26 protein-coding genes and 3 tRNA genes are annotated in these 24,496 nt (G+C 59.3%); 5 read left to right on the top strand and 24 right to left on the bottom strand.

Annotated elements, in window-relative coordinates:
- Positions 1–16 precede the first annotated feature (16 nt).
- A complete protein-coding gene (locus E4631_RS08830) occupies positions 17–913 on the bottom strand; it encodes a TerB family tellurite resistance protein (RefSeq protein ID WP_133659728.1) in 897 nt (298 codons plus the stop codon).
- Positions 914–1,187: 274 nt separating this feature from the next.
- On the opposite strand from E4631_RS08830, the gene E4631_RS08825 reads away from it, so the two are divergent.
- A tRNA-Val gene (locus E4631_RS08825) sits at positions 1,188–1,262 on the top strand.
- Between the two features lie 281 nt (positions 1,263–1,543).
- Here E4631_RS08825 and E4631_RS08820 read toward each other — a convergent pair.
- From E4631_RS08820 to E4631_RS08800, 6 genes are all read right to left on the bottom strand, one after another.
- Entirely contained in the window at positions 1,544–1,795 is a 252-nt protein-coding gene (locus tag E4631_RS08820; RefSeq protein ID WP_133659727.1) for a hypothetical protein, read from the bottom strand.
- Between the two features lie 894 nt (positions 1,796–2,689).
- Positions 2,690–2,848: a hypothetical protein gene (locus tag E4631_RS25885; protein WP_166648250.1), complete on the bottom strand. Its 159-nt coding sequence runs from the start codon at positions 2,846–2,848 to the stop codon at positions 2,690–2,692.
- Positions 2,849–2,922: 74 nt separating this feature from the next.
- Positions 2,923–3,261: a hypothetical protein gene (locus tag E4631_RS08815; RefSeq protein WP_133659726.1), complete on the bottom strand. Its 339-nt coding sequence runs from the start codon at positions 3,259–3,261 to the stop codon at positions 2,923–2,925.
- 11 nt (positions 3,262–3,272) lie between these two features.
- On the bottom strand, positions 3,273–3,578 hold the full coding sequence (locus E4631_RS08810) for a hypothetical protein (protein WP_133659725.1): 306 nt from the start codon (positions 3,576–3,578) through the stop codon (positions 3,273–3,275).
- Complete coding sequence (locus tag E4631_RS08805) at positions 3,544–4,287, bottom strand: PAS domain S-box protein (RefSeq protein WP_133659724.1); 744 nt, start codon at positions 4,285–4,287, stop codon at positions 3,544–3,546. The genes E4631_RS08810 and E4631_RS08805 overlap by 35 nt, the downstream gene beginning before the upstream one ends.
- Before the next feature lie 18 nt (positions 4,288–4,305).
- Positions 4,306–4,542, bottom strand: a complete 237-nt coding sequence (locus tag E4631_RS08800; protein WP_133659723.1) for a hypothetical protein — start codon at positions 4,540–4,542, stop codon at positions 4,306–4,308.
- 240 nt (positions 4,543–4,782) lie between these two features.
- Here E4631_RS08800 and E4631_RS08795 point away from each other — a divergent pair, with 240 nt between their 5' ends.
- A complete protein-coding gene (locus E4631_RS08795; RefSeq protein WP_133659722.1) occupies positions 4,783–5,958 on the top strand; it encodes a hypothetical protein in 1,176 nt (391 codons plus the stop codon).
- Between the two features lie 51 nt (positions 5,959–6,009).
- Here E4631_RS08795 and coaE read toward each other — a convergent pair whose 3' ends face one another.
- From coaE to E4631_RS08755, 8 genes are all read right to left on the bottom strand, one after another.
- Positions 6,010–6,609, bottom strand: a complete 600-nt coding sequence (gene coaE, locus E4631_RS08790) for a dephospho-CoA kinase (RefSeq protein ID WP_133659721.1) — start codon at positions 6,607–6,609, stop codon at positions 6,010–6,012.
- Between the two features lie 98 nt (positions 6,610–6,707).
- Positions 6,708–7,175 (bottom strand): hypothetical protein, encoded by a 468-nt coding sequence (locus E4631_RS08785; protein WP_133659720.1) that lies wholly within the window; start codon positions 7,173–7,175, stop codon positions 6,708–6,710.
- Position 7,176: 1 nt separating this feature from the next.
- A complete protein-coding gene (gene yajC, locus E4631_RS08780) occupies positions 7,177–7,512 on the bottom strand; it encodes a preprotein translocase subunit YajC (protein ID WP_133659719.1) in 336 nt (111 codons plus the stop codon).
- Positions 7,513–7,628: 116 nt separating this feature from the next.
- The gene (locus tag E4631_RS08775) at positions 7,629–8,105 is read right to left on the bottom strand and encodes a DUF1573 domain-containing protein (RefSeq protein ID WP_133659718.1); all 477 of its coding nucleotides are present in this window, start codon (positions 8,103–8,105) and stop codon (positions 7,629–7,631) included.
- Between the two features lie 87 nt (positions 8,106–8,192).
- Positions 8,193–9,197 (bottom strand): isocitrate/isopropylmalate dehydrogenase family protein, encoded by a 1,005-nt coding sequence (locus tag E4631_RS08770; RefSeq protein ID WP_133659717.1) that lies wholly within the window; start codon positions 9,195–9,197, stop codon positions 8,193–8,195.
- A gap of 113 nt (positions 9,198–9,310) precedes the next feature.
- Positions 9,311–9,622 carry a YtxH domain-containing protein gene (locus E4631_RS08765; RefSeq protein WP_133659716.1) on the bottom strand — a complete coding sequence of 104 codons (312 nt, stop codon included), beginning with the start codon at positions 9,620–9,622 and terminating at the stop codon, positions 9,311–9,313.
- Positions 9,623–9,733: 111 nt separating this feature from the next.
- The gene (gene nusB, locus E4631_RS08760; RefSeq protein ID WP_240734779.1) at positions 9,734–10,903 is read right to left on the bottom strand and encodes a transcription antitermination factor NusB; all 1,170 of its coding nucleotides are present in this window, start codon (positions 10,901–10,903) and stop codon (positions 9,734–9,736) included.
- Between the two features lie 179 nt (positions 10,904–11,082).
- Positions 11,083–12,177, bottom strand: coding sequence for a Glu/Leu/Phe/Val dehydrogenase dimerization domain-containing protein (locus E4631_RS08755; RefSeq protein ID WP_133659714.1), 1,095 nt, complete (start codon positions 12,175–12,177; stop codon positions 11,083–11,085).
- 156 nt (positions 12,178–12,333) lie between these two features.
- Between E4631_RS08755 and E4631_RS08750 the strand changes: the two genes are divergently transcribed.
- A complete protein-coding gene (locus E4631_RS08750; protein WP_133659713.1) occupies positions 12,334–14,130 on the top strand; it encodes an ABC transporter ATP-binding protein in 1,797 nt (598 codons plus the stop codon).
- 57 nt (positions 14,131–14,187) lie between these two features.
- On the opposite strand, the gene E4631_RS26240 is transcribed toward E4631_RS08750, so the two are convergent.
- Complete coding sequence (locus E4631_RS26240; protein ID WP_133659712.1) at positions 14,188–14,670, bottom strand: T9SS type A sorting domain-containing protein; 483 nt, start codon at positions 14,668–14,670, stop codon at positions 14,188–14,190.
- A gap of 205 nt (positions 14,671–14,875) precedes the next feature.
- Between E4631_RS26240 and E4631_RS08740 the strand changes: the two genes are divergently transcribed.
- Together E4631_RS08740 and E4631_RS08735 are read left to right on the top strand one after the other, a co-directional pair.
- A tRNA-Pro gene (locus tag E4631_RS08740) sits at positions 14,876–14,949 on the top strand.
- A gap of 119 nt (positions 14,950–15,068) precedes the next feature.
- A tRNA-Pro gene (locus tag E4631_RS08735) sits at positions 15,069–15,142 on the top strand.
- A gap of 167 nt (positions 15,143–15,309) precedes the next feature.
- Here E4631_RS08735 and E4631_RS08730 read toward each other — a convergent pair.
- The 8 genes from E4631_RS08730 to atpA form a co-directional block, all read right to left on the bottom strand.
- Positions 15,310–15,831 (bottom strand): hypothetical protein, encoded by a 522-nt coding sequence (locus tag E4631_RS08730; RefSeq protein WP_133659711.1) that lies wholly within the window; start codon positions 15,829–15,831, stop codon positions 15,310–15,312.
- Positions 15,832–15,879: 48 nt separating this feature from the next.
- Positions 15,880–17,709 (bottom strand): ABC transporter ATP-binding protein, encoded by a 1,830-nt coding sequence (locus tag E4631_RS08725; protein WP_133659710.1) that lies wholly within the window; start codon positions 17,707–17,709, stop codon positions 15,880–15,882.
- A gap of 120 nt (positions 17,710–17,829) precedes the next feature.
- Positions 17,830–18,615, bottom strand: a complete 786-nt coding sequence (gene truA, locus E4631_RS08720; protein ID WP_133659709.1) for a tRNA pseudouridine(38-40) synthase TruA — start codon at positions 18,613–18,615, stop codon at positions 17,830–17,832.
- Positions 18,616–18,765: 150 nt separating this feature from the next.
- Positions 18,766–18,975 (bottom strand): antitoxin VbhA family protein, encoded by a 210-nt coding sequence (locus tag E4631_RS08715; protein WP_133659708.1) that lies wholly within the window; start codon positions 18,973–18,975, stop codon positions 18,766–18,768.
- A 92-nt stretch (positions 18,976–19,067) separates the two neighbouring features.
- Positions 19,068–19,727 carry a response regulator transcription factor gene (locus E4631_RS08710; protein ID WP_133659707.1) on the bottom strand — a complete coding sequence of 220 codons (660 nt, stop codon included), beginning with the start codon at positions 19,725–19,727 and terminating at the stop codon, positions 19,068–19,070.
- Between the two features lie 61 nt (positions 19,728–19,788).
- Positions 19,789–21,204, bottom strand: a complete 1,416-nt coding sequence (locus E4631_RS08705) for a tetratricopeptide repeat-containing sensor histidine kinase (RefSeq protein ID WP_166648248.1) — start codon at positions 21,202–21,204, stop codon at positions 19,789–19,791.
- 695 nt (positions 21,205–21,899) lie between these two features.
- Positions 21,900–22,802, bottom strand: a complete 903-nt coding sequence (gene atpG, locus E4631_RS08700) for an ATP synthase F1 subunit gamma (RefSeq protein WP_133659705.1) — start codon at positions 22,800–22,802, stop codon at positions 21,900–21,902.
- 104 nt (positions 22,803–22,906) lie between these two features.
- Positions 22,907–24,490 carry a F0F1 ATP synthase subunit alpha gene (gene atpA / locus E4631_RS08695; protein WP_133659704.1) on the bottom strand — a complete coding sequence of 528 codons (1,584 nt, stop codon included), beginning with the start codon at positions 24,488–24,490 and terminating at the stop codon, positions 22,907–22,909.
- Between the last annotated feature and the right edge of the window lie 6 nt (positions 24,491–24,496).

The raw sequence follows: 24,496 nt of genomic DNA, 5'->3' as shown, positions 1-24,496 counted from the left end.
TCACTCATTTACCGTCCTAGCGTCCGCCAAAGAGGCCGCCGAGCAGGCCGCCCAGGCCGCTGCCCATGAGGCCGCCGCCACCGGCGCTGGCAGGCTGCGAGTTGGGCCGGCCACCCAGGCCGCCCAGTACCGACATTATGGAGCCCAGGCCGCTATTACCCATCGAGCCCTGCTGCGGATATTGGTTGGGGTCGATATTGTTCTGGTTGCCGCCGCCACCGAGCAGGCCGCCTAGCATACCACCGCCCAGCAGGCCCCCGAGCATCCCGCCCAGCGAGCCGCTGCCGCCGAGGTTGCCCATGGCGCCGCTTAGCAGGCCGCCCAGCGAGCCGCTGTGGCTCTGGGGCTGGCCATTGTTGTTGCTACCCCCACCCATTACTTTGGAGATAACCATCGGGGCTACTACGCCCAGCAGGCCGGCCATCAGGGCGCCTTTCGGGATACCCACATTGCTAAGCTTGTCACCAATGCCGCTCAGGAAGCTCTGCTTGCCGGGGTCCTGGGGATCGTGCTGCACGCTGGCAGCCTGGTCCACTACGTTTTCCAGGGTTTGCTTTTGCTCGGGGTTGACGCCCAGGTAGGCGGCCATTTTATCCACCATTTCCTGCTCGCCGGCCGAGTACGTGCCGTCGGCGCGGGCAAAGCTGATGAGGTCCGTTACGAGCGAGTAGCGCAGGTCGCTGCCCTTGAGCTGGTCGAGGCTTTGCTGCACCGTGTGGTTGTCGGCGCTGTCGGCGGCCGTCAGCACCTGGCGGATAGCGTCGTTGGAGAGACCCGCCTGCTGCGCCAGTCGCTGCAGAAACTCGGCTTCGGGGGCCGTGGCTTGGCGGTCGGCCGTGGCCAGGGCAGCAATAGCGCTGAGGTAAGCGGTTTTTTCGGGTTCTGAATAGTTTTGGAGCAATTGGGTTTCCATGAAAGAAGTAGCGTTCGGTGAAAAAAGAAGAAGAAAAGTACCCGGCACCTACCGGCCGGGCTTGCATTTGCTAACGGCAATACCGCTGCCGCGTTGCCCAGCCGGCCTCAGGAACCACATTCGCCCCGATTTTCAAAAATTTTTATGGCTGACTGCTAATTTTTTACCGCTTTTCAACTGTGGCCCTACCCCCTTTTTTTGAGGCCAGGCTTGGCAGTTTAAAAAAGTCCTCCCATCTTTGTACTCCCAAACGGCAACAGCCACTCGGTGAAAAGGGAGATTAGCTCAGCTGGTTCAGAGCATCTGCCTTACAAGCAGAGGGTCACTGGTTCGAACCCAGTATCTCCCACGTTGATAAACAGCCACTTAGTAGCAATACTGAGTGGCTGTTTTGTTTTTGGGTTATGTGCTGGCTTACACAAGTAGCTTTCAGCCTAATAGAAGCCGTAGTTGGGTAGGGCAATAGGTATCTTAACCCCCTACTCGCCCGAACTGAACTAGTTGGAAATCCTGCGGCGCTTCTGCAAGCCCTACCGGCTGCCACCGGCTGCTTATGAATCGCCTTTGCTGCTACTTCTATATATCGCTGACCGCTAGCGCAATGCTGGCTCCCTGGAATAGAATCTCAGGCTAGTTGGTGCGGTGCTGGCCAACGCTATAGAGCGGCTGGAAGGCTTCGGCCCGGCTTATTTCACCGTTGAGGTAGCGTTGTAGGCGCTGCTGGCTGCCGGGCTGCGGCACCTGCCCGCCAAAGGCTTGGCAAAGCAGCGCATTTTCGACCTCGCTCAGGCGGGTAGCATAGGCAAGCTGGTCTTCGGGCGACTGCACCGTTGCGGCCGTAAAGTCGAATTGCAGCCCTGAAGTTAAGTAGGTAAGTGCCATGTTTTCAAAGAGAGAGGTGAGAGGAGAGTAGTGTGCAAAGCTGCTTGCCGGCGGGCAGACAGCAGGGTAATAATGAGGTGGCCCCTGGCTACCGTAACCCGTCATGTGTTCGTGAGTGCGCCGCCGTGGTGCGGGCTTTAGGGTGAATACCCAATATCTTGGCGGGGGTGACATCCCGCGGGGCTAGCCAAGTTTTTCATAGTAGAGAGCAAGTATTTCGGTGGTTTGCACCTGCCTGGCGTAGCGCCAACGGCCACAAACGCAACTACGCTACCCCCATCGCCCAGCCCACCATAGCACGCACGAATGGCTGGCAAAGGGTAAAACTGTTTTGCTGCGTCTTTGCAGGCACTCAGCCAACTATTGACTAGGTACACAGGTCGTTTAGCCACCAAAAATCAGGCGGCTACTGAGCAGCTTATTCCGCAAAAAAGCAGTGAGTAAAACTACTGCTTTAGTTTAGGATGAGCCTTTATCACGGCTGAATTCCGCTTCTGCATAGCTGAAAATCATTTTGTGCTATCTGAATAAGAATTTGCACGTAAGAAATCCAGGTATTACTACCTGTCTTATGAGAGAGCGGGAAATGCTAATAGATTGCGCAGGGTTTGCAGCAGTTCCTCTTGGGGCAATTGCGGCTAGGCGCGCACCGCGCTTGCAGCGAGCTATTGCGAGAACACCGGGTAGGTCAACAGGGCCTCAACTCGTTGAAATTGAGCCTCACAGCCAGCTGCTTGCTTTCACATCCACCTCCTTATCGTCTGCAACTACGCACGTGGGTTGGAGAGAGCCGGTCGTAGAGTAAGTCGTTGACGCTGCTTAAACGCAAGAATTTTCTCACAAAACAGGCGCCTACCCCCTCTTTGCGGCAGCGTGCCGCCTGGCTCATCATTCTTAGCGGGCCGGCACCGCGTGAGTGGGGGCGGCCATCGGGTCGTGGGCCGCCAGATACTGGTGGCGCCATATTACCCAGGCAAGGCCGATGGTAGCGGTTACCCCCAGCAAGATATACACGATACGGTCTTGGCGCGCAATGATGTCGAAGCGTTTCATGGGAGTAGGCGTTGGGGCCGGGTCCTTAACGCGCACCACGCGAGGAGGTTGCGGGACGCTTAGCCGAGGCTGTGCTACAAACACAGCAGCACAGCGTCAATCTGGTCAGCAAAGGCGTTTATCTGGTCGAGGCCAGCGCGGGCCTCCTCAATGTGACCGCGCTGGTAGCGAGTAGTAAGCTCCTGGCCGGTGCGCAGCTGCTGCTGAAGCAGGCGCTCGGCTTCGCGCACCTCGGCCCGGCCGCCGTAGCTGGGCTTGAGCACCGTTTGCAGCCACTGACCCAGGGGGCTATCGGCGGCCGAAAACAGCGCCGCATCGGCTTCGCGCACGCCGTAGAGCACCGACCGCAGCCGGGACTTGAACAGCACCTGCTTGACGCGGGCCTGCTGAAAGTCGAAAGAAGAAAGGGCCATAGATAAGTGAACTAACGAATAGCGTAGAGGCAGCGATATCCGGTAATTAATTCATTCTCAAATTCAGAAAACCACCGGGCAGCTACTGCGCCGAACTGGCCGCCCGGCGCCCGCAGGGCGGCCAGTTCGGCGCGGGCACGGGCCAGGGCCGTCACATCGACGGCCAGCATAAAAATGCCCGCGGACTGGCCCTTCTCCTTGAACTGCTGCAGGGTGACATCAATAATTATCTCTTGCAGCGAGCCGTCGGCCGAGCCGGGTACCTGCACGTGCAGCTCCGGGTCATGAAAATCCTCCCCCGTAGTATAATACGCCATCGAGCACGGCCAGCAGGCCCTGCGCTACTATCTCGGGCAGGGCAGCGGCTACCGTGCGGCCTAGCAGTTCGCGGTGCGGAAGCAGCCGCTGGTAGGCCGGGTTAACAAACTCGTACTGGTGGTCGGGCCCGCGCAGAATGGCAATGAGCGCTGGCACCTCCGCAAACAGTTTTTGATAGGTAATTCGCTGGTTTTCATAATTCTGATAAGTCTGGTAAGCCTGCTCGGCCAGTAATGCCTGCTGCTCGTTGGCTTGCAGCAACTCGGCCACCAATTGCCGCTGGTCGTGGATGTCGCTGGCGCTTCCGACCCACATGGTAATCTGGCCGGCGTCGTCGCGGCACGGCACGGCCTGCATTAGCACCCAGCGGTACAGGCCATCGTGGCGGCGCAGGCGGTATTCGTACTGCATGGCCTGGCCACTGGCCAGGGCCTTACCCCACACATCCAGCAAGCCCGAGAGGTCGTCGGGGTGCGCCTGCTCGGCCCAGTTGCTCACGATTAGTTCCTGCTGGGTTTTGCCCGTGAAGCTCAGCCAGCGCGGGTTGAAGTAGTCGGGTTGGCCGGTGGGCGTATTTGTCCACACCATTACGGGCAGCGACTCCAGGATGAAGCGGCTGCGCTCCTGGCTGTCGGCCAGGGCCTTGGCGGCGGCGGCAACCTGGCGGGTGGCCAGGGGTTGGGCCGTTACATCCTGCGGGCGCTGCAAAATGTATTCGAGCCGACCCTACGCGTCGAAGAGGGGGTAGTGCGTTATCTGCCAGTAGCGCTCCTCGGTGCCGCCGCCCTGCGCGGCGGAGCGCTCCAAGTCGTAGCGCAGCAGGGGCATGGTGTGCGGGGCCAGGTGCTGGCGCACGTACTGGTGCGACTCATTTAGCTCGCGCTGGCTGTCGGGGGCCGAGGGGTAGGCCGCAAAAATATTCTTACCCACCGCCTGCTCGCGCGGCAGCAGCGAGGTCGCCACGTGCGCATCCGAATTATCGACTACCGTCCCATCGGGGTGCAGCAGCAGAAAAGAATCGGGTAGGGCACGGAATAAGCGCTGGTAATCAGCAGACTGACTGGGCTGGGATATAGAAAAAACAAAGAGCTGGCCAAGGCTGCTGCGGGAGCCGGGCGAGTTGGCCTGTTTTTCTTTTTACATACTTCTTAGCGGTGAAATTGGTTGGGGCCCGGCCCGCCGGGCGGCCCGTACCTTTGCCCCATGCCTTTGCTCGAAGTAGTTACCCGCCGCCAGCAGCGGCAGTTTTGCGCCCTACCCCACCGCCTGCACCGCCATGAGCCCGCCTACATTGGCCCGCTCGACAACGAGGTCGATACCGTGTTTGACCCGGCTAAGAACCAGCTGTTTACGGCCGGGGGTGAAGCCCAGCGCTGGCTGCTTACCGATGCGCAGGGGGTAGTAATCGGCCGCATCGCGGCTTTCGTCAACCCGCTCACGGCCACCGCCACCGACCCTACCCTTCCCACCGGCGGCCTGGGCTTTTTTGAGTGTATGAACGACCAGGCGGCGGCCAACGAGCTGTTTGACGTAGCTTGCAACTGGCTGAAAGCCCGCGGCATGCTGGCCGTAGATGGCCCCATCAACTTCGGCGACCGCGACCGGTTCTGGGGCGTGCTGATTGACGGCTTTGAGCGTGAGCCCAACTACGGCATGTTCTGGCACCCAGCCTATTACCAGCAGCTATTTGAGAGCTACGGCTTCCAGCTCTACTTCAAGCAGTACACCTGCTACCGGCCGGTGAATATGCTGCTGCACCCCAGCTTTCATAAAAAGCTGGCCAACTTTTCGGCCGACAGTCACTTCCGCTTTGCCCACGCCCGCAAGGCCGAGCCCGAGAAGATGGCCCGCGATTTTCACCACATTTACAACCTGGCGTGGGGCCGCCACGCGGGCGTGAAGCCCATGACCCTCGACCAGGCCCGAAATCTGGTGAAGGAGATGATGCCGGTGCTCGATGAAGATATCCTGGCCTTCGCCTACCATGACGATGAGCCGGTGGCTTTCTTCCTCAACCTGCCCGAGCTCAACCAGATTTTCAAGCACATCGGCCACCGCCTCAACCTCATCGGCAAGCTGCGCTTTGTGTGGGCTCGCTGGCGCTACATGCGCCGAACCGACAAAAAACTACTGGGCATTATCTACGGCGTGGTGCCCGAGTTTCAGGGTACCGGCGTGGACCTCGCCCTCATCACCTGGACCCAGGACCGGTTTATAAAGGTTGGCTACCAGGATATTGAGATGAACTGGATTGGCGATTTCAACCCCCGCATGCTCGTAACCACGCGCAGCATCGGGGCCAAAATCGTAAAAACCCACGCCACCTACCGCAAGCTGTTTGTGGACCGCCCGTTCGAGCGCTACCCCATTATTCGGTAAATGGGTAAGTGAGTAAATGAGTAAGATTTTGACCAATAGCCATTTACTCACTTACCCATTTACTCTGAAGGCCTTATCCAGCGCCAGCACCTGGGGTAGCACCAGCTGCGAGTCGTCGTTGTACACGACGTGCTCGGCCCGCGCCAGCTTGTCCTCCTCGCTCAGCTGCTTGCCCATGATGGCCTGCACCTCGGCGGCCGAGCGGTGGGCGTCGCGTCGCAGCACCCGCGCCGTGCGCACCGCCGCCGGCGCAAACACCGTGATGATGGCATCAAGCCCCCGGTACGCGCCCGACTCGTAGAGCAGCGCCGCTTCCTTGAGGCTGTAGGGGTAGCCCGCCGCGGCCTGCGCGGTGGCCCAGGCCGCGTAGTCGGCGCCCACGCGCGGGTGCACGAGTGCGTTGAGCCGCGCCAGCTGGGTAGCGTCGTTGAAGGCCACCTGCGCCAGGTAGGGCCGGTTGAGCTGCCCGGCGGCATCGTAGGTTTCGGCTCCGAAGGCGGCTTGCAGCTGCTCGCGCAGCACCAGGTCGTGGGCCATCACCCACTTGGCGCGGCTGTCGGAGTCGTACACCGGCACGCCCAGCGCGGCAAACACCCGCGCCACTACGCTCTTACCCGAGCCAATTCCGCCAGTGATGCCGATGCGAAGCATTTTGTTGGGTTGTGAATTAGGAGTTAGAAGTTAGGAATTAAAAAGCAATAAGTTATTGAAGGCTTTACCACCAACTCATACTTTTTAACTCTTGACTCTCAAAGCGAATCGCCGCCCGGCACCAGGTAGTAGCTGGCCGAGTCAGCGGGCAGGCTCATCAGGCGTACGGTGCCGAGCGCCCGGCGCAGCGGCGGCCGCAGCGGCGAGCGGAAGGGCGGCGTGCCGGGCAGCCGCAGGCGCACCTCGGCGGGCGGCACGTGCATGCCCAGGGCGCGGCTCAGCAGGCGCCAGCCGTTGCCCCCCACTTCCACGGCTACGGTGGGGGGTAGGGCGCGGGCGGGGTGGTAGCGCCGGGCATTGTAATGCCAGCTCACGGGGTAGTTGAGGGGCGCCACGTAGCTTTTGCTGAGCGAGCGCAACATCCACAAGGTGGTAGCTATCAAGAAGCAAACAAAGGCTACGCGGTAGAAATGCGGTTCTTTTTCGGCCAGCGGGCGCAGCAGCCTGCGCAGCACCTGCACCAGCTGGCCGTGGCCGCTGCCGGCCGGGGGCGGCGCAGGGTTCATACTAGGCGCTGGCGGCGGAAATATCGGTAGTGGCAGGGGTAGGCGAGCCGGCAATGCGGGCCACGGCGCTGCGGTCGAAGCGCAGGCGCTGGCCGCGCTCTATCTCGATGAGCACGGTTTCGGGGCCTACTTCCACGAGCAGGCCGTGCATGCCGCCGATGGTCACCACGCGGGTGCCTTTCACCAGCGACTCGCGAAAGGCCTTGGCCTCGGTCGTTTTGCGCTGCTGCGGCCGAATCATAAAGAAATACAGCACCAGGCCAATGGCCACCGGGAAGATGAGCTGCATAATGCCGCTGCTAGATGTGGCTTGCAACAAAAGGGTCAGAAAGGTCATGGATGAAAAATGTGGGAGACGCGCTACTTGCGAGAATTCGGTAAATGTATGGCTTTCAACAGGAAGCAGGAAGCCAGAGGATAGTAAGTCTGGCACTCGGCCCGGTCCCTACCCCCTTATTTCGTCAGCACGTTGCCTTTGATGTATATAGTGGTGATGCTGGGTTGGGTGTTGGCCCGCACGCTCACCTGCTTGCTGATGAGGCCCTGCTTGCCGCGGCTGTCAAATTGCACCTCCATCTCGCCGCTGGCGCCGGGCGCAATGGCGTCCTTGGTCCAGCTGGGGGTAGTGCAGCCGCAGCTGGCCGTGGCATCGGCAATGAGCAGCGGCGACTTGCCCGTGTTGGTAAACTTGAAGGTGTGGCGAACCTTGCTATCGGGCTGAATATCACCAAAATCGAACTGGCTTTCGGCAAAAGTCATGACCGGCGCGTTGGGGTTGGCCGCCTCGGTATCGCTGGCCACGTTGGGGTTGTCGATGGTCGGGTTGGCTTTGGCGTCAGCGGCCGCGTCGTCGGCGGCGGCATTCATGCCCTGGGTGCCGGCGTCGGTGGGCTTGTCGTAGCTACAGCCGCCCAGTAGCAGGGCGGCCACGGCCAAAGAGGAAAGAGTAGAACGCAACATATACGCGGCCCGCACCATGCCCCGAAAGGGTCACCGCGCGGGGTTTGGTTAAAGTCTTTATTTTAGCTTGTCGATAATATGCTGGGCAAACTCGGTAGTCGAGGCCTTGCCGCCCAGGTCGCCGGTGCACTGCTCTTGGTGCAGCAGCGTCGCGTTGAGCGCGGTTTCGATGCGGGTGGCGTAGTCCTTCTCGCCAAGGTGCTCCAGCATCATCAGGGCCGAGCGCAGCAGGGCCGTGGGGTTGGCTTTGCCCTGGCCCGCAATGTCGGGGGCCGAGCCGTGCACAGCCTCAAAAATGGCCATGTCGTCGCCGATGTTGGCGCCGCTCACTACCCCCAGGCCGCCCACCAAGCCGGCGCACAGGTCGGAAAGAATGTCGCCAAACAGGTTGGTCGTTACAATCACGTCGAACTGCTGCGGCTTGACAACCAGCTGCATGCACATGTTGTCGATGATGCGGTCGTCGTAGAATGTGACTTCCGGAAACTCGGCGGCGGCTTCGCGGCAGGCATCAATCATCAGCTTGCCCGCCATCTTCAGGATGTTGCCTTTGTGAGCCAGCGTCACATGCTTGCGCCCGTGCTTGGCGGCGTAGGCAAAGGCCGCGCGGCTGATTTTGCGGCACCCCACCACCGTGTTGCGGCTGATAGAATCGGCAATGCCCAGGCGCTCATCCCACAGCTCCAGGCCCGCGTACAGGCCCTCGGTATTTTCGCGAAACAGCACGAGGTTAATACCTTTGAAGGGGGTAGTAATGCCTTCAGTGGTCTTAACCGGGCGCACGTTCTGGTACAGGTCGTACTTCTGGCGCAGCGTGATGTTCACGCTCCGAAAACCCTTTCCTACCGGCGTCGTCACGGGGCCTTTCAGGCCTACGCGGGTGCGCTCCAGCGAGTCGAACAGCGACTGGGGCAGCAGCTGGCCGCTTTCGGCCAGGGCCGTTTCGCCGGCGTTGTGCGAGTCCCACTGCACGGGCACTTGGGCCGCCGTGAAAATATCGACTACGGCACGGGTGATTTCCGGGCCAATACCGTCGCCGGGAATAAGAGTTACGAGATGCATGCTTGCAGGAGTAAAAAGGGGGTAGGCAGGGTGCCCAATCAAAAATTAATGAGTGAGCAAGCAACTGGCCACTAGCCGTTTACTCGCTCACTCATCGTAGTCAAACGCTTGGCTTATTGGATGGAGCGGCGCGAGTTAATCTGGCTGATGAGTTGGTCAACGTCGCCCAGCAGCTGCTCGGCCTTGCTCTTGGCATCCTGAATCACGCGCTGGCCCTCGCTCTTGGCCGACGACGGGGTGTTGTCGCGGCTCGTGACCAGGCTTTCGGTGAGGTCGGCGAGTACCGAGCGGTACTTCTCCAGCTGGTAGCTGAGCCAGGAGCGGGTTTCGCGGCCGTTTTCGGGGGCGTAGAGCAGGCTGATGGCGGCCCCGGCAAGGGCGCCACCCGTGAAGCACAGCAGGCCGGTGGTGGTTTTGCTAGCCATTCTTTTTAAGGTTAAAGATTAGAGATGAAAGATGAATGGTCCGTGATTAGTGGGCAAATACTACCCACTTATAACGCTGCGCAACCGCAATCCGTGCGCACCGACCATTACTTACTGGTTATCAAGCAGGCCCCGGCCCGACTTGCGGATGTCGCCGCTCGCCGCCAAGTCCTGAGCAAGCTTATCCAGTACCCCGTTTACGAATTGTTTGCTCTTAGGGGTGCTGTATACTTTGCTGATTTCGATGTACTCGTTGATGGTCACCTTCACCGGGATGCCCCGGAAAAGCTGCATCTCGCAGAGCGCCATCTTGAGGATGATTTTATCCAGCAAAGCTACCCGCTCCACGTCCCAGTTGGGCGTCGCGTCGGCAATGAGCTTCTCCGACTTGGCATCGTCGGCCAGGGTCTGCTTGTAGAGCGTTTCGGCAAAGTCGCGGTCGTCCTGCCAGTTGGCGCTCAGGTTCATCAGCTCCTGCTTCTCGTCGGCGGGGTAGGGCAGCATTTTCAGCGTCTTCAGCACCAGGTTACGCACGATGGGGCGGTTTTCCTCCCAGTTCAGGTCGTCGCCCTCCAGGTAGCGGGGTAGCGCTTCGCCCTTGAATACGAAGTCTTTGTAGAGGTGGCGCACCAGCTCCATGTCGGTTTCGTAGTCGGTTTCGACCAAGCCCGTGTTTTTGCCGGCCAGGTAGGCCTGCACGGTTTCGTCGGGCTTCATCTCCTTCTGCCAGGCTTCGCGCAGGGCTTCCAGCTCCTCGGCATCGGTCCATTGCAGCTTGCGCTTGATGGTGGTTTGCAGCAGCTGCTCGTTCTCACGCATTTTCACAAAAGCCGCGTTCTCAAACAGCCGGGCCGTACCCTCGGCCTCGAAGCGCGGGCCGGTAAAGCGCCGGGCCTCGCGCTCATTATCCTCCGTAATGAGCTGAAGCAGGGCCTGCGGCAGGTTTAGCAGGTGCAAATACTGGTCGTGAATGCTCTCGGCGCCGTGCAGCAATTGCCCGCCGTAGAAGGTGCCTTCCTTCTGCACCATTTTCTGGTAGTAGTCTACGGCGCCTTGCACGGCGGCGGCCACTTCCTTGTCGTCGGAGCCCGACTCGGGCATTTCGCCGGTGCGGTGCCACTCGCGCAGCTGCGCCTCGCCTAGCTTGCGCTGGCCTTCGAGCAGGCGGCGGTCGGGGGCCTTATCGGCCGCGAGGTTGGGCTCAAAAGCCGCCGCAATGAGGTCCTGGGCCAGCAGCAAATCGGCGGCTACCGCTTGCTGGTAGGCATAAAGGGCCTGCATGACTTTGATGCGGAGAAGACGGCGGTTTAGCATTTCGTTGATTCGTTGTTTATTGTAGTCTAAAAACGTCTGTCATTGCGAGGAGGAACGACGAAGCAATCCTTCCTTATCGTTGGCTAACGTCTACCAATCGTGAAGGAAAGATTGCTTCGTCGTTCCTCCTCGCAATGACAGACGTTTTAGTAAGTCGATTTTACCCGGCCCACGCGCTCGATGCGCTCCTGGGCCTGGCGAATGGCAGCCGCCTGGGGGTGGCTGTTTTCCTGCTCCGCTTTGTCGAGCACTTGCAGGGTGTAGTCGTAGATTCTTTCGGTTTGGGCCAGCGCGCCCTGGCGGCTGCTACCCCCTATTTCGGCGTACACGTTGATGAGGCCGCCGGCATTGATGAGGAAGTCGGGGGCGTACACGATGCCGCGGCGCACCAGCTCGGGACCGTGCTCATTCTCGTTTTCCAGCTGGTTGTTGGCGCAGCCCGCGATAACGCGGCACTTGAGCCGGCCAATGGTGTCGTCATTAATCGTGGCGCCGAGCGCGCAGGGCGAGTAGATATCCACGTCCTGGTCATAGATTTCGTCGAGGCCCACGGCCCGCGCACCAAAGCGGCTGGCCGCCTCGTAGGCGCGCTCCTCATAGTAGTCGGTGAGTACCAGCTGGGCGCCTTCCTTCTGCAAATACTCCAGCAGGTATGTGCCCACGTGCCCTACCCCCTGCACAGCCACGCGCTTGCCGGCGAGGCTATCCGAGCCGAAGGCTTTTTTGGCAGCGGCCTTCATGCCCATGTAGGTGCCGTAGGCGGTCACCGGCGACGGGTCGCCGCTACCTCCCATGCTTTCGGGCAAGCCGGCTACGTGCTTGGTTTCCATCCGGATGTACTCCATGTCCTTGGTGGTCATGTTCACATCTTCGGCGGTTATATACTTGCCGTTCAGGTTGTTCACGAAGCGGCCAAACTTGCGCAGCAGCGCTTCGTTCTTGAGCTTCTTCACATCGCCGATAATCACGGCCTTGCCGCCGCCCAGGTTCAGGCCCGAGATGGCGGCCTTGTAGGTCATGCCGCGGCTCAGGCGCAGCACATCGTGCAGGGCCTCGGCCTCGTTGGCATAATGCCACATGCGGGTGCCCCCCAATGCCGGCCCGAGGACGGTATTGTGGATGCCGATAATGGCCTTGAGGCCAGTTTCGTGGTCGTGGCAGTACACCACTTGCTCGTGCTGAAATTCGGCTACCTGCTCAAAAATAGAAGCAGGGGCCTGGGTTGGCGCGTCGAGTACCATAGGGTTAAAAAGGAAAATGGGTGGGAATGGGAGGGAAGAGTGGGGTGTAACTTTGTTTAGGTGGCCATAGCCAGTCCAAACGCCGTTGCGGCCACAAAAGTACCCGATTTTTTCCGGTTGCGGCCCGGTTTTCCGGCCCCTACCCCCCTCCTGCCCATGCCAACCCGCGCTCTCGCTGCCGTCAATCCGCATATTTTTCGCTACAAATGGCATTTCCTCGGCGGAGTGCTATTCGTAATTTTAAGCACGCTGCTGACCATTTTTCCGGCGCAGCTGGTGCGCTACTCCTTCGATTTGGTGAATGAGGGCATCGACCTCTACCACCTGTATGCCGGCACGCAGTCGCAGGCGGGGGTGTACCAGCTGTTTGGGCGCAACGTGCTGTTTTATGGGATGGTTATTATCGCGCTGGCCCTACTGCGCGGCATTTTCCTGTTTTTTATGCGCCAGACGCTCATCGTGATGTCGCGGCGCGTCGAAAACGACCAGAAAAACCAGATTTATCAGCACTACCAGTCGCTGCCGCTCAGCTTTTACCGCCGCCACAGCACCGGCGACCTCATGTCGCGCATTTCTGAAGACGTGGGCCGCGTGCGCATGTACCTGGGGCCGGGCATCATGTATTTTCTGCAGCTGGTGCTGCTGTTTGTACTGGTGGTGCCACTCATGCTGCTCGTCAACGTGAAGCTGACGGTGCTCACCCTCCTACCCCTCCCGATTTTGTCGGTCAGCATTTTCTACGTTAATAATCTGATTGAGAAAAAGTCGGATGATATTCAACGGGCGCTGGCGGCCATGACGACCTTCACCCAGGAAGCGTTTTCAGGCATTCGGGTGCTCAAGTCGTTCGTGCGCCAGGAAGATTCGTCCGAGCAGTTCCAGGTTTCGACCAACGAGTATAAGGACAAGTCCTTGAGCCTGAACTTCGTGAATTCGCTATTTTTCCCGCTCATTCTGTTTTTGGTGGGTATCAGCACCATTGTCACGGTTTGGATTGGTGGCCAAGAAGTTATCCGCGGCACCATCACCACGGGCAGCATTGCCGAGTTCATCATTTATGTAAACCTGCTGACCTGGCCGGTTACGGCGCTGGGCTGGACGTCGTCGCTGGTGCAGCGCGCCGAGGCGTCGCAGGCCCGCATCAACGAGTTTCTGGACGAGAAAACCGACATTGTTTCGCGGCACAACGTGGAGCGGGAAATCACCGGCGACATTGTGTTTGACCACGTCACGTTCACCTACCCCGATACTGGCATCACGGCGCTGCGCGACGTAAGCTTCCGCATCCAGAAGGGCCAGACGCTGGCCGTTATCGGCAACACGGGCTCGGGCAAGAGCACCATCGCGGCGCTGCTGTGCCGGCTCTACGACGTAACCGACGGCACCATCCGTGTCGATGGCGTGGACGTGCGCGACTACGCGCTCACCTCGCTGCGCGAGCAAATCGGCTACGTACCGCAGGACGTGTTCCTGTTTTCGGACAGCATTCGCAACAACATCAACTTCGGCCTCGACCAGCCCGACGAGGCGCGCATGAGCCAGGCCGCCCGCGACGCCGACGTATACGACAACATTATCCGCTTCCCCGAGGGCTTCGATACCAAAGTGGGCGAGCGCGGCATCACGCTTTCGGGCGGCCAGAAGCAGCGCGTGAGCATGGCCCGCGCCCTAGTGAAGGAGCCCAAAATCCTGATTCTTGACGACTCCCTCTCGGCCGTTGATACCAAGACCGAAAACGCCATCCTCGACAGCTTGCAGCGGGTGATGAAAAACCGCACCAGCCTCATCATCTCGCACCGCGTAAGCTCCGTGAAGCTAGCCGACGAAATCCTGGTCATCGATGACGGCCAGATTGTGCAGCATGGTCCCCACGCCACCCTCATGGCCGAGGCCGACGGCCTCTACCGCGCCCTCTACGAGCGCCAGCTCCAGACCGAAGCGACGGTGGACTAAGCAGGTTAAAGGCAGTAGCGCGAACTTTCCAGTTCGTGCTACTGCCATTTTAGCACCTCAATTACTCAGCTGCACCAGGCGCATGCCTTTTTTCTCGCCGGCGGTGCAGCGCACCACGTAGGACCCGGCGGGGAGCGACGACACGCTGAGCACGACCGGCGAGGTGCCGACCATTACGTTTTTGGTGAGTACCGGGCGGCCTTCGTTGTCGTTGATTTCGAAGCGGGTAGGGCCAGGTGCGTCGCAGCGCACCGTGAGAGTATGGGCAATAGGATTTTGCTCAGCCTTGATTTTTAAGGCGTTGGGGTCGGGCGCGGGCGTTACCGGGGCCAGGGCAATGGGAGCAGACGATGCCTCGGCCGCGTCGGCCGTGGCGCCGGGGGTAGCAGCCTTGGCAACCATAGCGGCTGGCTTGGCAGCAGGTTTGGCCGCGGCTGGCTTGGCGGCGGCCGGTTTGGGCTTGGCCGCGGGGGCTTTTTGCGCCAGTAGGCCCAGCGGAGCCAGCAGCAGCGCACTGGCGAGTATAACGAGTGGTTTCATAAAGGTTATTGGACTAAAATGGGACACCGACTTAGTTGGGTAAAGATACTGCCGCCGGCAAAATACCCTAACCTATTTTTTTACTGGCTAGGAGTGAAGGGCTTGACTCGCAAATACCCTTTTTTTTGCTTTTAATCCGGAAAAAAGTCGGGGCCGCTTGCGAAAATCCCGGCCCTACCCCTACCTTTGCACCTCCAAATGCCCTCGGGGTGTAGCGTAGCCTGGTATCGCGCCAGCATGGGGTGCTGGAGGTCGTAGGTTCGAATCCTGCCACTCCGACCGAGGAGCAAGTTTGCCCCACGAAAAGGCCCCCGACTTTCGGGTCGGGGGCCTTTTTAGGCAACTTTGCTAAATTTGGATTTTTGCTGCGGAGCCGCCCCATCGGCCCCGCCAGTACTCGGGGTGTAGCGCAGCCCGGTAGCGCGCTGTGTTCGGAACGCAGAGGTCGTAGGTTCGAATCCTGCCACCCCGACTTAAAAAAGCCAACCCTTCTCTTGTGAGAAGGGTTGGCTTTTTTAGTTTATAACCGTGTTTGTTGGAAAGACGCGTTTCTGCGCACTCATTCTTGCGTTCTTGCGGCAAGAGATGAAAAAGAGTGTGCCGCTACCATTTCAACTTTGAGACTGGTTTAATCGCCGCCTATTTCACGCCTACCCGCAGCACATCCACCTCATCCAGCCCAAACTGCTCCAGGTAGAAGGGCTGCCCGGTTAGGTTCAGGTCTTTCATGCCCTGCTGGGCGGCGGCGTAGAGCTTGCCGGGCGCCAGCAAAAAGCTCACGCCTTGCACGCGGGCGGCCACCACGCGCCGGCCGGCCGGCACCACGCGGTAGCGCCAGCCCGTGGGCAGCGCGGCGGCCGTGTCGGGCACCAGCAGGCCCACAAAGGCCCGGATGGAATCGTGCGCCGACTCAGGATTATTGTAGTAGAGGTTGGCCAGCGGCGGGGGGGTAGGGCTGGCATCCTGCCGGACCTTGGCCGCACGAAACAGCTCGCCGAAGCGCGCGTCATCGACCTTACCGTGAAACGGTTGGCCGGCCAGCAGCACGGGGGTAGCAAGGGTTTCGAGGCCCACCGTGGGCGAGCGCAGCCCACCCAGGTAGGCATAGATGCCCAGGCCAATGGCGGTGAAGACGAGAACGAGGGGAAAGAAAAAACGCATAACGTAATGAACAGTGAACAAGAAACAGTTAGCAGCTACTTAGGCTTGTTACTCGGTATCAGTTGTCAAGTGCTCACTGTTCATTGCTAACTGCTCACTGCTAGCATATTGCATACGGTAGAGCTGGGCATAGTAGCCGCCGAGGCGCAGCAGCTCGTCGTGGGTGCCGGTTTCCTTAATTTCGCCGCGGTCGAGCACGATGATGCGGTCGGCTTTCTGGATGGTGCTGAGCCGGTGGGCGATAACCAGCGCCGTGCGGCCTTCCATGAGCTTGTCGATGGCGCCCTGAATCATCTCCTCCGTTTCCGAATCGACGGACGACGTGGCCTCGTCGAGCACAATCACGCGCGGCTCGTACACCAGCGCCCGCACAAAGCTGATGAGCTGGCGCTGGCCCACCGAGAGCGTGGCGCCGCGCTCCATCACCGGGTAGTCGAGGCCGCCGGGCAGGCGCTCTATAAAGCGCTGGGCGCCCACCAGGGCCGCCGCTTCCCAGATTTTGGCATCGCTTATGTCACGGTTACCGAGCGTGATGTTGGCCCGGATGGAACCGGCAAACAGGAACACGTCCTGCAGCACTACCCCTATCTGGCGGCGCAGCTGGCTCAGGTCGTAGTCGCGCAGGTCGTGGCCATCGACCTTGATGTGGCCCTGCTGAATGTCGTAGAAGCGCGAAAGCAGGTTGATAATGCTGGTTTTGCCCGCGCCGGTGGCGCCCACGAAAGCCACCGTCTGGCCCGGCTGCACGTGAAAGCTGATGTCGCGCAGCACCCACTCGGGGTCGTCGGTGGGGCCATCCTGCTGGTTGTAGGCAAACCACACGTGGTCGAATTCCACCTCGCCTTGTAGCTGCGGCACGGTCAGGGTGCCCGAACTGGAAATCAGGTCCTTGCTATCCAATAATTTGAGCAGGCGCTCGGTGCTCACCAAGCCCAGCTGCAGGGTGTTGAAGCGGTCAGCAATCTGGCGAATGGGCCGGAAGAACAGCGCGTTGTACATGATAAAGGCAATCAGCTCACCCTTCGAGATGCTGCCGTTAATCTGGCCCTGCGCGGCGTACCACACCAGCAGCCCTACCCCTATCGCGCCCAGCACCTCGGCCACCGGAAAGTAGATGCTGTAGTAGAGTACCGACTTGATGTTGGCGCGGGTGTGCTCCTCGTTGATGTCCTTGAATTTCTTGTATTCGCGCGTTTCGTTGTTGAAAATCTGCACCACGTTCATGCCCGTCAGGTGCTCCTGCACGAAGGAATTGAGCTTGGCCACCGCGTTGCGCACCTCTTGAAAGCTACCCTTTACCTTCTCCTTGAAGACATAGGTGCTGAAGAGCAGCGGCGGAATAACGGACAGGCTGATGAGGGCCAGCTGCCAGTTGGTCCAGAACATGAAAATCATCAGGAAGACGATTTGCAGCAGGTCGCCGACCATCGCCGCCAGGCCCTCGCTAAACACGTCGGCCAGCGTTTCCACGTCCGAGATGTTGCGCGTCACGAGCACGCCGATGGGCGTACGGTCAAAAAAGCTGAGCTTGAGGCTGAGCAGGTGCCGAAACAGGTCGGTGCGAATGTCGCGCACGATGTATTGGCCCAGCCAGCCGCCGTAGTAGGTCTGCAAGTAGCTCACCAGAGTGTGCACCAGCAGTAGGCCCAGCAGCCACGTGGTTGAGCGGTTGAGGCCCGCCCAATCGTTGTTGGTGATGTCCACGTCCACCATGCGCTGAATGAGCGCCGGGCGCACGGTGCCCAGCACCGCCGTGGCTACGGTGAGCGCAATAAGACCGATAAACGTGGTCCGGTAGGGTGTCACGTAAGTCAGCAGGCGGCGAAGCACCAGCCAGTCGAATACCTGGCCGGTTTTGGTAGCAGAAGTTGGATTCATAAGCAGTGGTCTACTAACAAAGGTCGGCAGGTTTCGTTGCCGCCACTACCGACCCCCTACCCTCTCTGGTAGACTGTTTTGTACTGATAAGTCGGGGGTTCGGAAACTAAACAGGCTTTTTTATGCTGAATACAGCGCCTCAAGCAAGTCGGGTGAATCCGGGATAATTCCGGGCGCGTACTCTACCTTACTTAAATACAGGCCTTTAGCCGGGGCCGCGCCACTGGCCGCCACGCGCTGCTGCCGGTGCAGCACCTGCTGAAACTCCAGCGGCGTGAGCTTGCCACGGCCCACATCGAGCAGCGTACCCACCACCAGCCGCACCATGCCCCGCACAAAGCGGTTGGCCCGAATGCGGAACACCAGCCCGTTGGGCGCCGCGCGCCAGCCCGCTTCGTAGAGGTAGCACACGTAGTGGCTCTCCCCACCCTTCACCTTCGAAAACGCCGTAAAATCGAACTGGCCCACCAGGTAGGCGGCGGCCTCATTCATGGCCGTCACGTCGGGCGCCCGGTCGAGGTACAGCGCCTGGTCGCGCCGAAACGGGTCGGGCCGCAGGCTCACGAAGTACTCGTAGGTGCGTATCTCGGCCGAAAAGCGGGCGTGGTCCTTGTCGCCCACCGGGTGAATGCGCAGCACCTGCACATCGGGGGGTAGGGCCCGGTTGAGGCGGTAGCGGAGCAGGTCGAAGGTCATCTCAGCCGGAAAATCGGCCTCAAAATGCGCCACCTGATGGCTGGCGTGCACGCCCGTATCGGTGCGCCCGCTGCCCAGTGAGTGCACCGGCTGGCGCAATACCTGGGTCAGCGCCTTGTCGAGGGTGGCCTGTACGGTGGGTACACCGGGCTGCACCTGCCAGCCGCAGTAGGCCGTGCCATCGTAGGCAAAATGAATGAAGTAGCGCATGGAAGCGCAAAAATACCACCGCTCCGGCCGGAGCGGCTTCTATAGGCCGCCATCCTATATAAATACAAAAGCACCCTTGCCACGGGGTAGCAAGGGTGCTTTTGTATAGCCAGCGAACTGCCTGGGCCATATCGCTGGTAAGTCTTGGGCTTATTGCAGCCCCTCGTACAGGCTGGCAAAAGCCTGTTCACGACTCAATTCCCCAGCCACGTAGCGCTGTAGTTGCGCGCGCACGGTTAGGTTGGGCGAATGCCCACATAGTCCCTGCACTAGCAAGGCTGTTTCGACTTCACGCTGCCGGGTGGTAAGCGTGGTGTTCGAAATAGCTGGAACAGAGAGATTGGGAAAGGCAGATTTCATAACTCAGAAAAGCAGAAGATTGGGTAAAGACAGAAGATTGGAAAAGACAGAAGATTGAGTAAAAACAACGAGTGGCAGCTGTGAACGGCCAGCTACCAGAACAAGAGCGGGCGTTGCCGCCGGACCATTATTTCGGCCTTGGAATTGACGTGCAGCTTGCGGTACACTTGCCGAATGTGGCTGCGCACAGTGTCGAGACTAACGTGGAGGCGGTCGGCAATCAGCTTGTAGCTCAGGCCGTCTTCAATGCCGCGCACGATATCCTGCTCGCGGGGTGTAAGGCTTTCAGCAGGGGTAGGCGGCAGGGGCCGGAAATACCGGGTAACGTGCCGGGCCACGCTCGGGCTCATGGGCGAGCCCCCGGCTGCTACTTGCAGCAAGTGCTCCTTGAGCAGGGGTAGGGGCGTCGTTTTTTCGAGGTAGCCCACGGCACCTTGGCGCAGGGCCTCAAATACGCGCTCGGCATCGGTATACACGCTGAGCATCAATACCTCAACCATCGGCAAGGCATGCCGCAGTATGGCTAGCCCTTCGATACCCGAGCGCCCGGGCAGGCCAATATCAGACAGCACCAGGGTCGGTGGCTCGGCCAAATCGGGCAGCCGCTCCATAAACTCCTCGTGCGACGCCGTGCTTAGCACACACGTAAACTCAGGCTGCGCAGCAAGATACTCGCTCAGCGCGTCCCGAATTGCCGCCTGGTCTTCGATGATGCCGAGGATAATCACGTGGGCAAAGGTCGGCGGCGCCACCCTTCAGCGCTATAGCATAAAGATGTGAATTTTATGGGAAGCTGCTCGTCGCCTACCCCCCCTACCGCAGCGGCAGCCGCACCAGCAGCGCGGTGCCCGGCCCCGTTGCATCAAATGTGATGGCCCCACCCACCGCCGCCGTGCGCATGCGCATGTTGGGCAGGCCCTGGCCACCGGGCCGGCCGGCGCTGGGTATGCCCCGGCCATCGTCCCGCACTTCCAGCTCTAGCTGGCGGCCCCGCAGCCGCAGGCTTACCCACACTTGCTGGGCCTGCGCGTGCTTCACAATATTGTGCAGCGCTTCTTTGTAGATGTAGTACAAGGCCTGACGCGTAGCCAGCGGTACGGTGGTCGTGGCCAAGGCTGCATCGGCCCGAAAGTCCAATTCCAGGCCCGCGGGGGGTAGCACTTCATGGGCGTGGTCGCGTAGGCGGTCGAGCAGGCTGGCCGCCGAGTCGTAGCGGGCATCAATGCTCCAGACCGCGTCGCTCATCTGGCGGGCGGCCCGGCGGCTGGCCTCCGACATCTGCTCCAGGTATGCCTGCTGCTGCGCGGGGGCGTAATGGCCCTCGCGCAGTAGAGTACTCTGCATGGATATCTGCGTGAGCATGCTGCCTACTTCGTCGTGTAGGTCGGCCGCAATGCGCGTACGCATAGCTTCCTGGCGGCGGCGCTCGCGGTGGCGGTAGCGCCACAACACGCCTCCGCCCAGGGCCAGCAGCAGCGCGGCCGAGCCAGCCAGCGCCAACTGCTGCTGGTGGTAGCGTAGGCGCGTCAGCTCTTGTTGCTGCGTTTGCAAGTAGGTACGCTGCTGCTGCAACTGCACCCGAATTTGCTGGCGCTTTTGGGCTGCTTCTCCTTCCAGGCCCGCTATGCGGCGGCGGGTAGCCTCCCCCGTTAGGGTATCGGCCAGTGCACTGGCTACTAGCTGATAGTGATAAGCCTCAGCCCAGCTTTTAATTTTGGCATTGGCTTGGGCCAGTAGTAAAGCGGCTTGGTGTTCCTCAGGGCGCAGGCCGTTGTGCTGGGTTTTCACGAAGCCCGAAGCCCCGTAAAAACGGGCACTATCCGGATGACCGGTAGCCAGAAGCGTGCGCGCTAGCAATAGCTGCGTCCGAGCTATTTCCCCACTGATATTTAAGGCTGTTGCCCGCCGAAACAGCTTTCTTGCCAGTACCATCGCTGCCTGGTGGTCGCCTTGGCGGTCAATCATCTCCGCAATATTTACTTGATTATCAAGTAGCCCATCGGCTCCGTAAACGTAGCGATAACTGGCAGCGGCTTTGGTGTAGTAGTAGCCAGCCAAGGTCCAGCGGCCTTGCTGGCGGTTGAGGTCGCCAAGGCCGCTGTAGGCTTGCCCCTGACTGACGTAGTCTTTATCACTTTGTGCGAGCGCCAACGCCCGGTCAAAATACTTGCGCGCTTGCTCGTAATTACCTAACTCTTTTTCTATCAAGCCATACTGAATAGTATGCAAGACTTTAAATTTTTCATCCTTTAGTACTCCAGCCAGTTCCAGCCCTTTAGCATTTGCAGCGTAAGCCTTACTATAATCACCCTTATAAATATAAATTCTTACGACATTATACAATATCCTGAGCTCATCCCGCTTATTTTGCAGCTTATCTGCCAGGTCTATTGATTTTTTGGAACAGTAAAGTGCCGAATCATATTGATTCCTACCCCGGTAAGAATAGCTCAAGTTTACGTAGGAGCTAAGCTCGCCTTGTTCGTAATGCAGGTGGTGTGCCAGCCGCAAGGCCTGCAAAGACAGCTGCCATGCTTTGACGGTATTTTCAATGCGCAAAGCGAAAGCCAGCTTATTGAGATGGTTTACCCGTGCCGAGTCTGCCTTGGTATTTGCTGCCAGCAGCTGCTGCATTTCATCCCGGAGTACGGTCAACTCTTTTGACGGAAGTAGCTTCTGGCCGGCGGCTTGCAGGGAGCTTGCTAGCCAGATGAAACCTACTAGCCAAATAATCCGGCGTAATACGACAGCTTTGGCAGCCCCTAAAGGCAAGTATTTCATACCACCGACACGCATAAGTAAAGTGAACCAGAAGAACACTTATTCGCTAGTATATAAGCAAAATCTTACAATAGTAAGGCAAAAAAAGAAGCTCAGCAACTGCTAGTTGCTGAGCTTCTTCAAATTTTGAGCGAGGTTACTTATTACCGACTTGCAGCCAGTGCTTCGGCACCACCCACGATTTCGAGAATCTCCGTCGTGATGGCCGCCTGACGCGTCCGGTTATACGTTAGCTTGAGCGCCTTTAGGAGTTCGCCAGCGTTGTCCGTTGCCTTGTCCATGGCCGTCATGCGGGCGCCATGCTCCGAAGCATTACTTTCCAATACAGCTTTGTAAAGCTGAATTTTCAGGCTTTGCGGAATGAGGGTCTGAATAATCTCCTCTTTGCTGGGCTCGAAAATATAGTCGATGCTGGCGTCCGGAGCAGTAGCGCTGGGCGTGCCGCCCGGCACCTCTGTGGGCACCAGTGGCAGTAGCTGCTCTACCTTAATAATCTGGGTGGCCACGTTCTTGAACTCGTTGTACACCATTACTACCTGGTCGTAGCTGCCTTCTACAAAGCCGCGCATGGCTTCCTCGGCCGCTACGCGCACCGTATCGAACGAGAGCTTTGCGAAGACGTGCGTGTAATCGCCTACCTGCTTGGTGCCGCGCCGGGCGTAGTAGTCGTGCGCCTTTTTGCCAATGGCCAACATCGTAATGTTCTCCTTCGGCAAATTGGCGTAGCGCTCGGCAATGGCAGCATTTACGCCCTTGAACACGTTGGAATTAAATGCCCCCGCCAAGCCGCGGTCTGAGGTAATGGCAATGATGAGCACCCGACGCACATCGCGCACCTGGCCATATTCGCTCACTACCTCATCGGTAGTAGTACGCGTCAGGTTAGCCAAAATGCTGGTTAGTCGCTGGGCATAGGGGCGCATCCGGATAATGTTATCCTGGGCCCGGCGCAGCTTGGCCGCCGCCACCATTTTCATGGCTTTGGTAATCTGCTGCGTACTCGAAACCGATTGGATGCGCGAACGAACTTCTTTGAGAGAGGCCATTGTGATTAATTATGAGTTTTGAATTATGAATTATGAATTACCTACCCTCCTCATTGCGGAGGAAGCCGTTTGCCAATTCACAATTCATAACTCATAATTTATACTTACTTAGCAGCGTAGCCAGCAGCTACATCCTTGGCCGTTTGGCGAATGGCACCCGTCACCGAGTCATCCAGCTTGCCGGCTTTCAGCGCCTGAAGCACCTCAGGGTTGCGGGCGTTCATTACCTGGCGGAACTCCACTTCGAACTCACGCACCCGGTTCACGGGTACGGTGTCGAGCAGGCCGTTGGTAGCCGCGTAGATGATGGCTACCTGGTCCTCCACCTTTACAGGCGAAAACTGGGGCTGCTTCAAAATTTCCAGGTTGCGACGGCCACGCTCGATGGTGAGCTTGGTGGAAGCATCAAGGTCTGAACCGAACTTGGCGAAAGCCTCCAGCTCGCGGAACTGCGCCTGGTCAAGCTTCAGCGTGCCCGACACCTTCTTCATCGACTTAATCTGGGCGTTACCACCCACGCGGCTTACCGAGATACCCACGTTGATAGCGGGGCGCACGCCGGAGTTGAAGAGGTTGGTTTCGAGGAAAATCTGGCCATCCGTAATCGAGATTACGTTGGTCGGGATGTAGGCCGATACGTCACCGGCCTGCGTCTCGATGATGGGGAGGGCAGTGAGCGAACCGCCACCTTTCACCAGCGGCTTCAGGCTTTCGGGCAGGTCGTTCATGTTGCGCGCAATCTCGTCCGAAGCGTTGATTTTAGCGGCGCGCTCCAACAGGCGGCTGTGCAGGTAGAATACGTCGCCGGGGTAGGCTTCGCGTCCGGGAGGACGACGCAACAGCAGCGATACCTCGCGGTAGGCCACGGCCTGCTTCGACAAGTCATCATATACCACCAGCGCCGGGCGACCCGTATCGCGGAAGTACTCGCCGATAGCGGCACCCGTGAAAGGCGCGTAGAACTGCATTGGCGCGGGGTCAGAGGCCGAAGCTGCTACCACCACTGTGTAGTCCATAGCACCACCTTTAGTCAGGGACTGTACTACTTGGGCAACCGTCGAGGCCTTCTGGCCGATGGCTACGTAGATGCAGAATACCGGCTCACCGCGGTCGTAAAACTCGCGCTGGTTCAGGATGGCGTCGAGCGCTACCGTTGATTTGCCAGTCTGGCGGTCGCCAATAATCAGCTCGCGCTGGCCACGGCCAATCGGAATCATGGCGTCGATAGCCTTGATGCCCGTTTGCAGGGGCTCAGTTACCGGCTGGCGGAAAATTACGCCGGGCGCTTTGCGCTCCAAGGGCATCTCGTAGGTCTGGCCCTGGATGGGGCCGTGACCGTCGATGGGCTGGCCCAGCGTATTTACCACGCGGCCTACAATACCCTCGCCCACCTGGATGGCAGCAATCTTATTGGTGCGGCGCACAGTAGCGCCCTCTTTGATATCGCCGTATTCGCCGAGCATAACGGCACCTACGTTGTCCTCTTCCAAGTTCAGCACCAGCGCTTGCAGGCCGTTTTCGAACTCAATCAGCTCGCCCGACTGCACGTGCGACAGACCATAGATGCGGGCCACGCCGTCGCCGACCTGGAGCACCGTGCCGACCTCTTCGAGCTCGGCGGCCGATTTGAAATTGGACAGCTGCTGCCGCAGGATGGCGGATACTTCGTCCGGGCGTACTTCTGCCATGATAAG

The sequence above is a fragment of the Hymenobacter sp. UV11 genome, from assembly GCF_004684095.1.
In the GTDB taxonomy this organism is placed as follows: Bacteria; Bacteroidota; Bacteroidia; order Cytophagales; family Hymenobacteraceae; genus Hymenobacter.
Note: the sequence above shows the minus strand (reverse complement) of the source record. Positions and strands in the feature narration are given on the sequence as shown.